General features: G+C 64.1%; 14 protein-coding genes. 5 read left to right on the top strand and 9 right to left on the bottom strand.

What is annotated here, in order from left to right; translation table 11 throughout:
* From VEC01_RS13945 to VEC01_RS13935, 3 genes are all read left to right on the top strand, one after another.
* Positions 1-561, top strand: a 561-nt coding sequence (locus VEC01_RS13945; RefSeq protein WP_324901501.1) for a lyase family protein, incomplete at its 5' end; no start/stop codon positions are given.
* A gap of 136 nt (positions 562-697) precedes the next feature.
* Positions 698-1,141 (top strand): MarR family transcriptional regulator, encoded by a 444-nt coding sequence (locus VEC01_RS13940; RefSeq protein WP_324901500.1) that lies wholly within the window; start codon positions 698-700, stop codon positions 1,139-1,141.
* A gap of 86 nt (positions 1,142-1,227) precedes the next feature.
* Positions 1,228-1,680, top strand: coding sequence for a cytochrome c (locus VEC01_RS13935; protein ID WP_324901499.1), 453 nt, complete (start codon positions 1,228-1,230; stop codon positions 1,678-1,680).
* 57 nt (positions 1,681-1,737) lie between these two features.
* Here the strand turns inward: VEC01_RS13935 and VEC01_RS13930 are convergent, their stop codons facing one another.
* From VEC01_RS13930 to queA, 6 genes are all read right to left on the bottom strand, one after another.
* Complete coding sequence (locus VEC01_RS13930; RefSeq protein WP_324901498.1) at positions 1,738-2,403, bottom strand: cytochrome b/b6 domain-containing protein; 666 nt, start codon at positions 2,401-2,403, stop codon at positions 1,738-1,740.
* Between the two features lie 82 nt (positions 2,404-2,485).
* Entirely contained in the window at positions 2,486-3,430 is a 945-nt protein-coding gene (gene secF / locus VEC01_RS13925; protein WP_324901497.1) for a protein translocase subunit SecF, read from the bottom strand.
* 60 nt (positions 3,431-3,490) lie between these two features.
* Positions 3,491-5,350, bottom strand: coding sequence for a protein translocase subunit SecD (gene secD / locus VEC01_RS13920; RefSeq protein WP_324901496.1), 1,860 nt, complete (start codon positions 5,348-5,350; stop codon positions 3,491-3,493).
* 84 nt (positions 5,351-5,434) lie between these two features.
* Positions 5,435-5,701, bottom strand: coding sequence for a preprotein translocase subunit YajC (gene yajC, locus VEC01_RS13915; protein WP_324901495.1), 267 nt, complete (start codon positions 5,699-5,701; stop codon positions 5,435-5,437).
* A gap of 172 nt (positions 5,702-5,873) precedes the next feature.
* Positions 5,874-7,001 carry a tRNA guanosine(34) transglycosylase Tgt gene (gene tgt, locus VEC01_RS13910; RefSeq protein WP_324901494.1) on the bottom strand — a complete coding sequence of 376 codons (1,128 nt, stop codon included), beginning with the start codon at positions 6,999-7,001 and terminating at the stop codon, positions 5,874-5,876.
* Positions 6,995-8,020, bottom strand: a complete 1,026-nt coding sequence (gene queA, locus VEC01_RS13905; protein ID WP_324901493.1) for a tRNA preQ1(34) S-adenosylmethionine ribosyltransferase-isomerase QueA — start codon at positions 8,018-8,020, stop codon at positions 6,995-6,997. The genes tgt and queA overlap by 7 nt, the downstream gene beginning before the upstream one ends.
* Before the next feature lie 156 nt (positions 8,021-8,176).
* Here queA and recG point away from each other — a divergent pair, with 156 nt between their 5' ends.
* Positions 8,177-10,246, top strand: a complete 2,070-nt coding sequence (recG, locus tag VEC01_RS13900; RefSeq protein WP_324901492.1) for an ATP-dependent DNA helicase RecG — start codon at positions 8,177-8,179, stop codon at positions 10,244-10,246.
* A gap of 196 nt (positions 10,247-10,442) precedes the next feature.
* Positions 10,443-11,390 (top strand): hydrogen peroxide-inducible genes activator, encoded by a 948-nt coding sequence (locus tag VEC01_RS13895; RefSeq protein ID WP_324901491.1) that lies wholly within the window; start codon positions 10,443-10,445, stop codon positions 11,388-11,390.
* Between the two features lie 6 nt (positions 11,391-11,396).
* On the opposite strand, the gene VEC01_RS13890 is transcribed toward VEC01_RS13895, so the two are convergent.
* The 3 genes from VEC01_RS13890 to ugpA all read right to left on the bottom strand — a co-directional run bounded on the left by VEC01_RS13890 (position 11,397) and on the right by ugpA (position 14,346).
* The gene (locus tag VEC01_RS13890; RefSeq protein ID WP_324901490.1) at positions 11,397-12,467 is read right to left on the bottom strand and encodes a sn-glycerol-3-phosphate import ATP-binding protein UgpC; all 1,071 of its coding nucleotides are present in this window, start codon (positions 12,465-12,467) and stop codon (positions 11,397-11,399) included.
* Between the two features lie 58 nt (positions 12,468-12,525).
* Positions 12,526-13,377 carry a sn-glycerol-3-phosphate ABC transporter permease UgpE gene (gene ugpE / locus VEC01_RS13885; protein ID WP_324901489.1) on the bottom strand — a complete coding sequence of 284 codons (852 nt, stop codon included), beginning with the start codon at positions 13,375-13,377 and terminating at the stop codon, positions 12,526-12,528.
* An 84-nt stretch (positions 13,378-13,461) separates the two neighbouring features.
* Entirely contained in the window at positions 13,462-14,346 is an 885-nt protein-coding gene (gene ugpA, locus VEC01_RS13880; protein ID WP_324901488.1) for a sn-glycerol-3-phosphate ABC transporter permease UgpA, read from the bottom strand.
* Between the last annotated feature and the right edge of the window lie 89 nt (positions 14,347-14,435).

The following is a 14,435-nucleotide window of genomic DNA, read 5'->3' as shown; positions in this document are numbered from 1 at the left end:
GACCTGAACCGCGACATCTGGGGCTACATCTCGCTCGGCTACTTCAAGCAGAAGACCAAGGCCGGCGAGATCGGTTCGTCGACCATGCCGCACAAGGTCAACCCGATCGATTTCGAGAACTCCGAAGGCAACCTCGGCCTGGCCAATGCGGTGTTGAAGCACCTGTCGGAAAAGCTGCCGGTCTCGCGCTGGCAGCGCGACCTGACCGACTCCACGGTGCTGCGCAACATCGGCGTCGCCTTCGGCTATGCGGTGCTCGCCTATGACAGCTGCCTGCGCGGCCTGAACAAGCTCGAAGTCAACCCGGCACGGCTGGCGGAAGACCTGGACGCGACCTGGGAAGTGCTGGCAGAACCGGTGCAGACGGTGATGCGCCGCTACGGCATCGAGAATCCGTACGAGCAGCTCAAGGAACTCACGCGCGGCAAGGGCATCTCGAAGGATGCGCTGCGCGAGTTCATTACCGGCCTGGCGATTCCGCAGCAAGCCAAGGACCAGCTGCTGGCGATGACCCCGGCCAATTACATCGGCCGCGCCGCCGACCTGGCGCGCAAGGTCTGAGCCCGGCGCCGACGCCCTGCCCTCAAATCAGGGCGATACCCCTGCCGGATCGCCCTGCCTGGCCACGCCGCTGGTGCGGCGCGGCGCGCCATGCCGCAACCATCCCGATATCGCTCTTTTGCTGGAGCAACCAGACGTGAAGAAAGAACGCTTCCTTCGCAGCATCCGCCTGCTGGCGGAGTGCTACCACGCCTTCGAGCGCCTGTCCGGCTCGCATATCCGCACGCTCGGCCTGACGCCGCCGCAGTTCGACATCATCGCCACGCTCGGCAATACCGAGGGCATGCCGTTCAAGGAACTGGGGGAGAAGACCCTGATCACCAAGGGAACGCTGACCGGGGTGGTCGACCGGCTGGAAGGCAAGGGCCTGGTGCGCCGCGTGGTCTGCGTGGAAGACCGGCGCAGCACCATCGTCAGGCTGACGGCGAAGGGCGAAGCGCTGTTCAAACGGGTTTTCCCGCCTCATGTAGAATTTTGCAGGCAGCCCTTCCTTGGCTACCGGGAGCAGGACTTCGACAAGCTCGAGCGCGAGCTGGCGAAGCTGAAACAGCGCCTGGAAGCGGCGGCGGACAAGGTTTAGCAGGCCGTCGCGGCGAATAGCGTGCAGGACGCATCGCCGGCGGCAGCAGTTGCTGAACACACAAACAATCCAGCAAAGGAGCTTGTATGAGACACCCGATAGCCAGCATCGCCCTGACAACGCTGATCGCAATCCCCTTCTCCGCCCAAGCGCAGTTCGCCAAGGTCGAGGACGCCGTCAAGTACCGTCAGTCCGTGTTTTCGGTGATGGGTACGCACATGGGCCGCGTTGGGGCGGTGGTCAAGGGCGAAAGGCCGTACGACAAGGCAGCCGTCGAAGGCGACGTGGCGGTGATCGAGATGATGTCGAAGCTGCCATGGTCGGCCTTCCCGCAGGGTTCCGACCTGCAGAACTCGAAGGCCAAGCCGGAGCTCTGGAAGGAGCAGGATAAATTCAAGGCGGCCGCGGAAAAGATGCAGCAGGAAGTCGCGAAGCTTTCCACCGCCTCAAAATCCGGTGACCTGAATGCGATCAAGTCGGCATTCGGCGGCGTCGGCCAGTCGTGCAAGAACTGCCACGACAACTACCGCAACAAGTAATCCCGCTCTCACCTATGGAACGCCCGCCGGCACGTGCCCGCGGGCGTTTTTCATGGATCACACCGACGGCGCCGGCAGCGTGACGAGGTAGTACACAGCGCCGGCCCAGGCGGCCAGCAGCGCCAGCGCCAGCAGCCGCATGGCCCAGGAATCATTGGCGGCCGGCGCGTCGAATTCGACTTCATGATCGCCGGTGATCATCGGCCGCACCAGGTTCTGCCGCTTCCCGATCTGATAGAACGCGATCGCCGCCAGGTGCAGGCCGACCATTACATAGATCGCGGTTGCGCTGACCTCCGTGTGAAACCAGGTGAAGCTATCGGACAACTCCTTGCTGATGAACTTCACCAGCGGGCCTTCATTGACGATGTCGTCGTTCGAAAACAGGCCGGACACCGCCTGCGCGAGCACCACGCCGAGCAGGGCGAACACCGCCAGGCTGCCAAGCGGATTGTGCCCGAGCCGCTTGCGCTCCTCGCCACGCAGGTAACCCATCACCGTGGACGGACCATAGAGGAAACTGGAAAAGCGCGCATAGCGCGGCCCCACCAGCCCCCAGAGGATGCGGAACCCGAGCAATGCCAGCACCGCGTAGCCGGCACGGAAATGCCAGTCCATTGCATTGCCGCCGATGTTTTCCGTGACCACGGAGGCCACGACCAGCGCCGCCAGAGCCCAGTGGAACAGGCGGATCGGCAGGTCCCAGACGCGTACTTTCTTCATGCCTTGTCCTTTCGAGTGCAAGCATCAGTGTAGACGAAAAAAAAAGCCGGCTCGAAAGCCGGCTTTTTTGTTGCAGCGGAGATCAGACCACCGCGCCGTCAGTCTCGTCCTTTTCCTTGACCGGCTTGATCAGGTCTTCGCGCGTGACGCCCAGCCACATGGCGACCGCGGCCGCGACGAACACCGAGGAATAGATGCCGAACAGGATGCCAATGGTCAGCGCGACCGCGAAGTAATGCAGCGTCGGGCCGCCGAACAGCAGCATCGACAGCACCATCATCTGGGTGGAGCCGTGGGTGATGATGGTTCGGGAAATGGTGCTGGTGATCGCGTGGTTCATCACTTCCCCGGTCCCCATCTTCCCGTAGCGGCGGTCGCGGAAGGTTTCACGCACGCGGTCGAAAATCACGACCGATTCATTGACCGAATAGCCCAGGATCGCAAGCACCGCGGCCAGCACCGTCAGCGAGAATTCCCACTGGAAGAATGCGAAGAAGCCGAGGATGATCACCACGTCGTGCAGGTTCGCGACGATCGCCGCGACCGCGAATTTCCATTCGAAGCGGAACGCGAGATAGATCACGATGCCGATGATCACCATGCTGAGCGCGAGCAGGCCGTCGTGCGCCAGTTCGTCGCCCACCTGCGGACCGACGAATTCCACCCGCTGCAGCTTGACCGATTCTTCCTGCGCCTTGAGCGCCGACATCACCCGCTCGCTCTGCTGCGCGGAGCCGACGTCCTTGCGGGCGGGCAGGCGGATCATCACGTCTTGCGCGGTGCCGAAGCTCTGCACCTGGGTATCGGTGTAGCCCAGCCCCTCGATGGTCTTGCGGATGCCTTCCAGGTCGGCCGGTCTGCTGTAGTTCACCTCGATGACGGTGCCGCCGGTGAACTCGATCGACAGGTGCAGTCCCTTGTAGACCAGGAAAAACACTGCCGCCACGAAGGTGAGAAGCGACACCACATTGAAGATCAATGCGTGGCGCATGAAGGGGATGTCCTTCTTGATGCGGAATAACTCCATTACATTCCTTTCTGTCGCAGATTCCTGCCGGCGGCCGCAGCCGCCCTCTTTACATTCCTGTCAGGCGTTCGGCTTCCACACCTGGCCGATCGATACGCTGGTCAGCTTCTTCTTGCGGCCATACCACAGGTTGGCGATGCCGCGCGAGACGAAGACCGACGAGAAGATCGAGGTCATGATGCCGAGGCAGTGCACCACCGCGAAGCCGCGGATCGCGCCCGAACCGAAGATCAGGAGCGCCAGGCCGGCGATCATGGTCGTCACGTTGGAATCGAGAATCGTGGCCCACGCGCGGTCGAAGCCGGCGGCGATCGCCGCATGCGGACTGTTGCCCGCGCGCAGTTCCTCGCGTATCCGCTCATTGATCAGCACGTTGGCGTCGATCGCCATGCCGAGCGTGAACGCGATTGCGGCCATGCCGGGCAGCGTCAGCGTCGCCTGCAGCGTGGACAGCACCGCGATCAGCAACAGCAGGTTGACCGCCAGCGCGAATACGCTGAAGAAGCCGAACAGGTGATAGTAGATGAACATGAAGACGGCGATCGCCGCGAAGCCGTACAGCGTCGAGTTGAAGCCCTTCTCGATGTTTTCTGCGCCCAGCTGCGGGCCGATCGTGCGCTCCTCGATGATTTCCATCGGGGCCGCCAGCGAGCCGGCGCGCAGCAGCAGCGCCAGGTCGTTGGCCGCTTCCGACGAACCCATGCCGGTGATCTGGAAGCGGGAACCGAGCTCGTCGCGGATGGTGGCGACCGTCAGCACCTCGCCACGGTTCTTTTCGAACAGCACGATCGCCATCAGCTTGCCGATTTTTTCCCGGGTGGCTTCGCGCATGCGGCGGCCGCCGTCGCCGTTCAGGTCGATGCTGACCGACGGCTGCTGGTTCTGGTCGAAGCTGGCGGAGGCGCTGGAAATATAATCGCCGGTAATGATCGGTTCCTTGTACAGCACGACCGGTGCACCCTTGCCGATCTTGAACAGCTCGGAGCCGAACGGCACCGCGGCGGTCTGCTCGGTGCCGCGCACCACGCTCTCGTCGACCATGCGCACTTCCAGCGTCGCGGTGCGGCCGATGATGTCTTTTGCGCGCGAGACGTCCTGCACGCCGGGCAGCTGCACCACGATGCGGTCGGCGCCCTGGCGCTGGATCACCGGCTCGGCCACGCCGAGTTCGTTGACGCGCTTGGACAGCGTGCTGATGTTTTGCTGGACCGCTTCCTCGACGTTGCGCTTGAGCGCTTCCGGCCTGAAGCTGGCGACCAGCTTCAGGTCCGCGCCTTCGGCGGCGTCCTGGTAGACCAGTTCGGACAGCTGCGAAGACAGCACTTCCCTCGCCTTGTCGCGGGTTTCCGCGTCGCGGAACCTGATCTCGATCGCATCGCCGCCGCGGGCGATGCCGGCATGGCGCACGTTCTTGTCGCGCAGCAGGCTGCGCACGCTAGCCTGCAGGCCCTGCAGGCGCTTGTTCAGCACGCCCTTGGTATCCACCTGCATCAGGAAGTGCACGCCGCCGCGCAGATCGAGGCCGAGGTACATCGGCAGCGCGTGCAGGCTCTGCAGCCACTGCGGCGTGTTCGGCATCAGGTTGAAGGCGACGATATAGGTCGGATCGTTCGGGTCCGTATTCAGCGCCTTCTCGAGCAGCGCCTTGGCCTTGAACTGGGTATCGGTGTCCTCGAAGCGGGCGCGGACCGAGCCCTGGTTGCCGCTGACATCGAAAAACATGCCGTCGGGCTTGAGGCCGCCCTTGTTGAGCGCGTCTTCCACCGCCGACAGCGTGGCCTCGCCCACCTTGACGGTCGCTTTGGCGCTGCTGATTTGCACGGCGGGCGACTCGCCGAAGAAGTTCGGGATCGTGTAGATGACGCCGAACAGCAGCGCGATCACGATCAGGATGTATTTCCAGAGGGGGTAGCGATTCATAGGATTCGAGGTTCCGCGTTGGGCGGGCCGTACTTGCATACGCGCCCGCAAAACATGCCGGCAGGAAAGCCGACCCGGCGTCCCTTACAGCGACTTGATGGTGCCCTTGGGCAACAGAGTGGAGACGGCGGCCTTCTGCGCGACGATTTCCGTACCGTCGGCGATCTCCAGCGTGACATACGCGTCGGTGACCTTGGTCACGCGACCGACGATGCCGCCGGCTGTCACCACTTCATCTCCCTTGCCGAGCGCATCGAGCATGGCTTTCTGCTCTTTCTGGCGTTTCATCTGCGGGCGGATCATCAGGAAGTACAGCACGACGAACATCAGGATGATTGGCAGGAAGCTCATGAAGCTGCTTTCGGCCCCTGCGGCCGCGGTTTGCGCGTATGCGTTGGAAATGAACACGGGTTTTGCTCCTAGCTGTTGTGTAGACTAACCCGGCATTTTAGCGCATTCACGCCGGGTTTCCTTACATCCCCGGGCGACAGCAGGCTGCCGGCCGGTATCGATATCGCGTTGTCTATACGCCGCGCGCCCGGTCCGCATGGAACTGGGCAACGAAGACCTGGAACCGGTCGGCATCGATCGCCGCGCGGATTTCCCGCATCAACTGCAGATAGTAATGCAGGTTGTGGATGGTATTGAGCCGCGCGCCGAGGATTTCGCCGGCGCGATGCAGGTGGTACAGGTAGGCGCGCGAGAAGTTGCGGCAGGCATAGCACTCGCAGCTTTCGTCGAGCGGCTTGTCGTCGTCCTTGTAGCGGGAATTCTTGATCTTCAGGTCGCCGTAGCGGGTAAACAGCCAGCCGTTGCGCGCATTGCGGGTCGGCATCACGCAGTCGAACATGTCGACGCCGGACGCGACGCCGGCGACCAGATCTTCCGGCGTGCCCACACCCATCAGGTAATGCGGCTTGTCGGCCGGCAGGCGCGGCCCGACGTGCTCCAGCACCCGCATCATGTCTTCCTTCGGCTCGCCCACCGACAGGCCGCCGATCGCATAGCCTTCGAAGCCGATCTCCTGCAGGCCGGCCAGCGACTCGTCGCGCAGGTGCTCGAACATGCCGCCCTGCACGATGCCAAACAGCGCATTCGGGTTCTCGCCGCGGTCGAACTCGTCGCGCGAGCGCTTCGCCCAGCGCAGCGACATGCGCATCGATTTGCCGGCCTGCGCCTCGGTCGCGGGATCGCCGTCGATCTCATACGGCGTGCATTCGTCGAACTGCATCACGATGTCGGAATTGAGCACGCGCTGGATCTGCATCGAGATTTCCGGCGACAGGAACAGCTTGTCGCCGTTGATCGGCGATGCGAACTTGACACCCTCTTCGGTGATCTTGCGCATCGCGCCCAGGGAAAACACCTGGAAGCCGCCGGAGTCGGTCAGGATCGGCTTGTCCCAGCCGATGAAGCGATGCAACCCGTCGAACTTGCCGACCACGTCCAGCCCCGGCCGCAGCCACAGGTGGAAGGTATTGCCGAGGATGATCTGGGCGCCGACGTCATGCAGTTCTTCCGGCGACATCGCCTTCACCGAGCCGTAGGTGCCGACCGGCATGAAGATCGGGGTTTCGACGACGCCATGGTTGAGCGTCAGGCGGCCGCGGCGCGCGCGGCCGTCGGTCTTGAGGAGTTTGAAATTCAGCATTGTGTATTTTTCGTCAGGAGCATCGCATCGCCGTAGCTGAAGAAGCGGTAGCGCTTCTCGATCGCATGGGCGTATGCGGCGCGGATCTGCCGGTAGCCGGCGAAGGCCGACACCAGCATCAGCAGGGTCGATTTCGGCAGGTGGAAATTGGTGATCATCCGGTCCACCGTCTTGAAGGTGTAGCCGGGGGTGATGAACAGCGTGGTATCGGCGCTGCCGGCCGCGAGCGTGCCGGACTGCGACGCCGACTCCAGCGCGCGCATGCTGGTGGTGCCGACCGCAACCACATGCCGGCCCGCCGCATGCGCGGCGCGCACCGCCTCGACGGTTTCGGGCGGCATCGTATACCACTCGCTGTGCATCTTGTGTTCGGCAAGATTTTCGGTGCGCACCGGCTGGAAGGTGCCGGCGCCGACATGCAGCGTCACATAGGCGAAGCGCACGCCCTTGTCCTGCAGGCGGTCGAGCAGCGCCTGGTCGAAATGCAGGCCGGCGGTCGGCGCCGCCACCGCGCCCGGCTCCTTCGCATACACCGTCTGGTAACGCTTCTCGTCGAAGTCGTCCGCCGCATGCTCGATGTAGGGCGGCAGCGGCAGGCGGCCGTGGGCGTCGATCAGGTCGAACACGTCGGATGGGAACTGCAGCGTGTAGAACTCGCCTGCGCGTTCGCCCACCGTCACCTCGAAGGCGTCGGCCAGCCGGATCCGGCTGCCGGCCCTGGGCGACTTGGAAGCGCGCACCTGCGCCAGCACATGGCGGGTGTCGAGCACCCGCTCGACCAGCACTTCGACCTTGCCGCCGCTGTCCTTGGCGCCGAAAAAGCGTGCCTTCAGCACCCGGGTATTGTTGAAGACCAGCAGGTCTCCCGGCGCCAGCAGGTCGACCACGTCGGCGAAGCTGCGGTCGGCCCGCCTGTCGCCGTCGACCTCCAGCAGGCGCGATGCGCTGCGTTCGGGCAGCGGCATCTGCGCAATCAGTTCCTGCGGCAGGTCGAAATCAAAGTCGGAAAGCGAATACATGCGTCAGAATGGCAAGATGGATCAGGAAGCGGGCGAGTCCGGGTCATCCCGGGGGCGGGCGGCGCGTCCGCCCTTGGCAGAATTGCCATACAATGGCAGACCGACCGCTTCGGCCAAATAAAAACCCGCTATTTTACGCCCTGCAGCACGATTCACATGCCCGCCGTAAAGCGAAAAACCGCATCCCCCGAAAAATCCCAGGCCAATACCGGCGCCGCCAAGCTCGCGCGCCTCGGCCTGCGCACCGACATGGACCTGGTGCTGCACCTGCCGCTGCGCTATGAGGATGAAACCCGGGTGCTGCCGATCCGCGAGGCGGGTTTCATGGGCGGCAACAGCGCGCAGGTCGAAGGCGTGGTCACGGAATGCGACATCCAGTACCGGCCGCGCCGGCAGCTGGTGGTCACCATTGCCGACGAAACCGGGCCGCTGGTGATGCGTTTCCTGAATTTCTACGGCAACCAGGTCAAGCAGCTCGCCGCCGGCACGCGGGTACGCGCGCGCGGCGAGGTGCGCCACGGCTTCTTCGGCGCGGAAATGGTGCACCCGTCCTACAAGGTGGTGCAGGAAGGCGATCCGCTGCCGCAGGCGCTGACGCCGGTCTATCCTTCCGGCGAGGGCCTGCCGCAAGCCTACCTGCGCAAGGCGATCGCCAGTGCGATGACGCGGGTCGACTGGCGCGACACGCTGTCGCCGGCGCTGCTCGCCGCGCTGAAGCTGCAGGCTTTCGAGCCGTCGGTGCGGCTGCTGCACAACCCGCCGCCGGATGTCAGCGAGCAGGCGCTGATGGACCGCTCGCATCCGGCCTGGATCCGCATGAAATTCGACGAGCTGCTCGCACAGCAGCTGTCGCTCAAGCGCGCGCAGGCGGCGCGGCGCGCGAAAGGCGCGTCGGCGCTGCCGGTGCTCGGCGCGTTGTCGACCGCCTTCCTCGACGCGCTGCCCTTCGCCCTGACCGGCGCGCAGCAGCGGGTGCTGGCGGAGATCCGTGCCGACCTGCGCGAATCCTTCCCGATGCAGCGCCTGCTGCAGGGCGATGTCGGCAGCGGCAAGACGGTGGTCGCCGCGCTCGCTGCCGCGCAGGCGATCGACAGCGGCTTCCAGGCAGCGCTGATGGCGCCGACCGAAATCCTTGCCGAACAGCACTTCCGCAAAATCGCGCAATGGATGGAACCGCTCGGCGTGCGTGTTGCGTGGCTGACCGGCAGCCTGAAGAAAAAGGAAAAAGCCGAGGCGCAGGCGCGCATCGAAACGGGCGACGCGCAACTGGTGATCGGCACCCATGCGCTGATCCAGGAAGGCGTGGAGTTCGCGAAGCTCGGCCTGGTGATCGTGGACGAGCAGCATCGTTTCGGCGTCGGCCAGCGGCTGGCGCTGCGCAACAAGGGGCTGGATGCGGCAACCGTGCCGCACCAGCTGATGATGTCGGCCACGCCGATTCCGCGCACGCTGGCGATGACCTATTACGCCGACCTGGAAGTGTCGGTAATCGACGAACTGCCGCCGGGACGCACGCCGATCGTGACCCGCATCGTCGACCAGAACCGGCGCGACGAGGTGATCGAACGGGTGCATGCGGCGGCGCTCGAGGGCCGGCAGGTGTACTGGGTGTGCCCGCTGATCGAGGAATCCGAGGCACTGCAGCTGCAGACCGCGACCGATACCCATGCGATGCTGGCCGAGGCGCTGCCCGACCTGCGGGTGGGACTGGTGCACGGCCGCATGAAGCCGGCCGAGAAACAGATCGTGATGGACGGGTTTGCGCGCGGCGAGGTGCATGTGCTGGTTGCCACGACGGTGATCGAAGTCGGCGTCGATGTGCCCAACGCGTCGCTGATGGTGATCGAGCATGCGGAGCGCTTCGGGCTGTCGCAGCTGCACCAGCTGCGCGGGCGGGTCGGGCGCGGCTCGGCGGCGAGCGTCTGCCTGCTGCTCTACCAGAGTCCGCTCGGGCCGGTGGCAAAGCAGCGGCTGATGACGATGCGGGAAACCACCGACGGCTTCGAGATCGCGCGGCGCGACCTGGAAATCCGCGGCCCCGGCGAATTCCTCGGCGCCCGCCAGTCGGGCCAGGCGATGCTGCGCTTTGCCGACCTGCAGACCGACCAGTGGCTGGTGGAAAAGGCGCGCGACGTCGCGCACGTGTTGCTGCATGAGGATCCGGCAACCGTGGAGGCGCACCTGGCGCGCTGGCTGGGCGGGCGCGAAGAGTTCCTGAAGGTTTGACGCCGGCGGCGCCGGCGAGCTGTAAAAAAAGACCCGGATGGGCAGGCTGCCTCTGCCGTCCCTTGTTGTTCACTCCATATTCCGCACGGCATACATTTGCTTTTTCACATAGTCTTTATACTATGAATATTGCCAATGGTATTGAGGTTGGCTTTCAGACAAAACTAACGGACTCCTTGCCACGCGGGCAGACGCCATGACCCTTACCGAACTCAAATACATCGTCGCCGTCGCGCGCGAAAAACATTTCGGCCATGCAGCGGAGGCTTGTTTCGTCGCCCAGCCGACGCTGTCGGTGGCGATCAAGAAACTCGAGGATGAACTCGGCGTGGTGATCTTCGAACGCGGCGGCTCGGAAATTTCGATGACGCCGCTCGGCGCGCAGATCGTCGCGCAGGCCGAACGGGTGCTGGAGCAGACTGCGGCGATCAAGGAAATTGCCAAGCAGAACAAGGATCCTCTCGCCGGCCCGCTGCGCCTCGGCGTGATCTATACCATCGCGCCCTACCTGCTGCCGCCGCTGGTCAAGACCATGATCGAGCGGGTGCCGCAAATGCCGCTGGTGCTGCAGGAAAACTTTACCGTCAAGCTGGTCGAACTGCTGCGCCAGGGCGAACTGGACGCAGCGATCATGGCGCTGCCGTTCGCCGACCAGGGCCTGGAAGTGCAGCCGCTGTACGACGAACCCTTTGTCGTCGCGCTGCCGAAGAACCACCCGTGGGCAAACCGGACGGCGATCCGGGCGGAAGAACTGAAATCCGAAACCATGCTCCTGCTCGGCAACGGCCACTGCTTCCGCGACCAGGTGCTGGAAGTGTGCCCCGAGATGTCACGCTTTTCCACCAGCGGCGACGGCATCGCGCGCACCTTCGAAGGTTCGTCGCTGGAAACCATCCGCCACATGGTCGCTTCCGGCATCGGCATCACAGTGCTGCCGCATGGGTCGGTACCCGACATGCAGGCCAGGGACGGCATGCTGCGCTATGTGCCGTTCGAGGAACCGAGCCCGTCGCGGCGGGTGGTGATCGCATGGCGCAAGAGCTTCACCCGGCGCCCGGCGATTGAGGCGGTGCGCCAGGCGGTGCTGTCCTGCGACCTGCATGGCGCGACCATGCTGCGCGAGGCGGAAAGCGCGGAAGCCTGACCCGGTTCAGAGTTCGATGCGGCGGGTCGTCTGCCGGTCGAACCAGTGCAGCGACGCCGCATCGAAGCCGGCCTCCACCGCCTGCCCTGCCGCTACCTGCGTGCCGGCCGGCGCGCGCAAGACCAATCGCTGGCCGCCGCTGATGCCATGCACCAGCACGTCCGCCCCGAGCGCCTCCACCATTTCCACCTGCATGCGCACGCCCGGCGTTCCAAGGACCAGATGCTCCGGGCGCACGCCAAGGATGCATTCCCTGCCCGCCAGCGCGGCCGGCAGCGGCGGCAGTGCGATGGCGGCGCCGTCACCGAGTTCGAAGCGCCCGCCGTCGATCCTGCCATGCAGCAGATTCATCGGCGGCGAGCCGATGAATCCGGCCACGAAGGTGGTCGCCGGCCTGCCGTACACCTCCGCCGGCGTGCCGATCTGTTCCGCGCGGCCGGCATTCATCACGATCATGCGCTGGCCGAGCGTCATCGCCTCGACCTGATCATGCGTCACGTAGAGGCTGGTGGTGCCGAGCGTGCGGTGCAGCTTCTGGATCTCCAGGCGCATCTGCACCCGCAGCTTCGCATCGAGGTTGGACAGCGGTTCGTCGAACAGGAAGACCGCCGGCTCGCGCACGATCGCGCGGCCCATCGCCACCCGCTGGCGCTGGCCGCCGGACAGCTGGCGCGGCGTGCGCTGCAGCAGCGCGCCGAGTTCCAGGATCCGTGCCGCCTTCTGCACGCGGCTGTCGATGTCGCCCCTGGAAAAACCGCGGATCTTCAGGCCGTACGCCATGTTCTCGTACACGCTCATGTGTGGGTACAACGCATAGTTCTGAAACACCATCGCGATGTCGCGGTCCTTGGGTTCCAGTTGATTCACAACGCGCTCGCCGATCACGATCTGGCCGCCGCTGATTTCCTCCAACCCGGCCACCATGCGCAACAGCGTGGACTTGCCGCAGCCGGAGGGGCCGACCATCACGATGAATTCGCCGTCCGCGATATCGATGGAAATGCCATGGATGACTTCCACGGCCTTCGCTCCCTTGCCGTAGGTCTTGGTGATGTCTTTCAGATGGACGATTGCCATATTCCCTGTTTCCCGTTTCCCGGGTTATCGTCGATTAGTGGACGCCGCGGCCGCGCCGTCATTTTTCGGAATCCACCAGCCCCTTCACAAACCATTTCTGCATGATGACCACCACCAGCCCCGGCGGCAGCATTGCCAGGATCAGCGTGGCCATCACCATGTTCCACTCCGGCGCGGCATCGCCGCCGGCGATCATGGTCTTGATGCCGATGCCGATCGGGTACATCGCCTGGTCGGTCGACACCAGCAGCGGCCACAGGTACTGGTTCCAGCCGTAAATGAACATGATGACGAACAGCGCGATCACGTTGGTGCGCGACAGCGGCCACAGCACATCCCTGAAGAAGCGCAGCGGCCCGGCGCCGTCGATGCGCGCCGCCTCCGCCAGCTCCTCCGGCACGGTCAGGAAGAACTGCCGGAACAGGAAGGTGGCGGTCGCCGACGCGATCAGCGGAATCGTCAGTCCGGCATAGCTGTTGAGCATCCGCAGGTCGGACACCACCTGGTAGGTCGGCGTGATGCGGACCTCGACCGGCAGCATCAGGGTGACGAAGATCATCCAGAAGAACAGCGAACGTCCGGGAAAGCGGAAGTACACGATCGCAAACGCCGACAACATTGAAATCGCGATCTTGCCGATGGCGATCACCAGCGCGGAGACCAGGCTTACCCACATCATGCGCGCGACCGGCGGCACCGTGATGTAGCCCGACGCGCCTTTCACGAGCACCGCGGAATAGTTGGCAAGGAACTGGTCGCCGGGCACCAGCGACAGCGGCGCCAGCGCAGCTTGCTCGGCGGTCTGCGTGCTGGCGACGAAGGCGACATAGATCGGGAAGGCGACGATGGCCACGCCGACGATCAGCACCAGATGGCTGAGGATATCGAGGATGGGGCGGCGTTCGATCATGATTGTATGAAGTCCGATCTCACCTCCCCCTTCAAGAGGGAGGCCGGGTGGGGGATGGGTTTCTCTCGCGTCATATGGCACATGTCATGAGTACTGCACCTTCCTCTCCACATACTTGAACTGGATCACCGTCAGCGTGATCACGATCGCCATCAGCACCACCGACTGCGCGGCGGAACTGCCGAGGTCGCCGCCCTTGAAGCCGTCATGGAACACCTTGTACACCAGGATCTCGGTATCCTTGCCGGGGCCGCCATGGGTGGTCGCCTCGATGATCGCGAAGGTATCGAAGAAGGCATAGACGATGTTAATCACCAGCAAGAAGAACGTGGTCGGCGACAGCAGCGGGAACACGATGGTGAAGAAGCGCCGCACCGGGCCGGCGCCGTCGATCGCCGCCGCCTCGATCAGCGATTTCGGGATCGCCTGCAGGCCGGCGAGGAAAAACAGGAAGTTGTAGCTGATCTGCTTCCAGATCGCGGCGATCACGATCAGGATCATCGCATGCGAGCCGTCGAGCAGGCTGTTCCATTCGATGCCGGCACCTCGCAGCGCGTGCGCGACGACGCCCAGCGTCGGATTGAGCAGGAACATCCACAGCACGCCGACCACCACCGGCGACACCGCGTACGGCCAGATCAGGAAAGTCTTGTAGACGGTGGCCGCGCGGAGCACGCGGTCGGCGAATGCCGCCAGCAGCAACGACAGCGTCAGCCCGAAAAAGGCTACCAGCAACGAAAACATCGCAGTAGTCTTGAAGGACTCCAGATAGGTGTCGTCGTTGAACAGGTCGCGGAAGTTGTCGAACCAGACGAACTGCGAGGAGGCGCCAAAAGCGTCCTGCAGCAGCACCGACTGGTACAGCGCCTGCGCCGCGGGCCAGAAGAAGAACAGCAGCGTGACCAGGATCTGCGGCGCGACCAGCACGTACGGCAGCCAGGCGGATTTGAAGCGGGCGCGTTTTTCCATGTCTGTCGGGAAAAAGAACTGTAGGGTGGGTGGGGCCGCCGAGGTTGAGCGAAGCGCAACCCACCAAGCGCTTCGTGAACGTTCGAAGG

Source organism: Noviherbaspirillum sp. (assembly GCF_035627455.1).
GTDB lineage: Bacteria > Pseudomonadota > Gammaproteobacteria > Burkholderiales > Burkholderiaceae_D > Noviherbaspirillum.
The sequence above is the reverse complement of the archived record's forward strand: the minus strand, read 5'-3'. Positions and strand labels throughout refer to the sequence as shown.

Coding starts and splice junctions, on each gene's coding strand:
- VEC01_RS13935 (WP_324901499.1), top strand. CDS start 1,228: ATGAGACACCCGATAGCCAGCATCGCCCTGACAACGCTGATCGCAATC.
- VEC01_RS13895 (WP_324901491.1), top strand. CDS start 10,443: ATGACCCTTACCGAACTCAAATACATCGTCGCCGTCGCGCGCGAAAAA.
- ugpA (WP_324901488.1), bottom strand. CDS start 14,346: ATGGAAAAACGCGCCCGCTTCAAATCCGCCTGGCTGCCGTACGTGCTG.
- yajC (WP_324901495.1), bottom strand. CDS start 5,701: ATGAGCTTCCTGCCAATCATCCTGATGTTCGTCGTGCTGTACTTCCTG.
- ugpE (WP_324901489.1), bottom strand. CDS start 13,377: ATGATCGAACGCCGCCCCATCCTCGATATCCTCAGCCATCTGGTGCTG.
- secF (WP_324901497.1), bottom strand. CDS start 3,430: ATGGAGTTATTCCGCATCAAGAAGGACATCCCCTTCATGCGCCACGCA.
- secD (WP_324901496.1), bottom strand. CDS start 5,350: ATGAATCGCTACCCCCTCTGGAAATACATCCTGATCGTGATCGCGCTG.
- tgt (WP_324901494.1), bottom strand. CDS start 7,001: ATGCTGAATTTCAAACTCCTCAAGACCGACGGCCGCGCGCGCCGCGGC.
- VEC01_RS13930 (WP_324901498.1), bottom strand. CDS start 2,403: ATGAAGAAAGTACGCGTCTGGGACCTGCCGATCCGCCTGTTCCACTGG.
- queA (WP_324901493.1), bottom strand. CDS start 8,020: ATGTATTCGCTTTCCGACTTTGATTTCGACCTGCCGCAGGAACTGATT.
- recG (WP_324901492.1), top strand. CDS start 8,177: ATGCCCGCCGTAAAGCGAAAAACCGCATCCCCCGAAAAATCCCAGGCC.
- VEC01_RS13890 (WP_324901490.1), bottom strand. CDS start 12,467: ATGGCAATCGTCCATCTGAAAGACATCACCAAGACCTACGGCAAGGGA.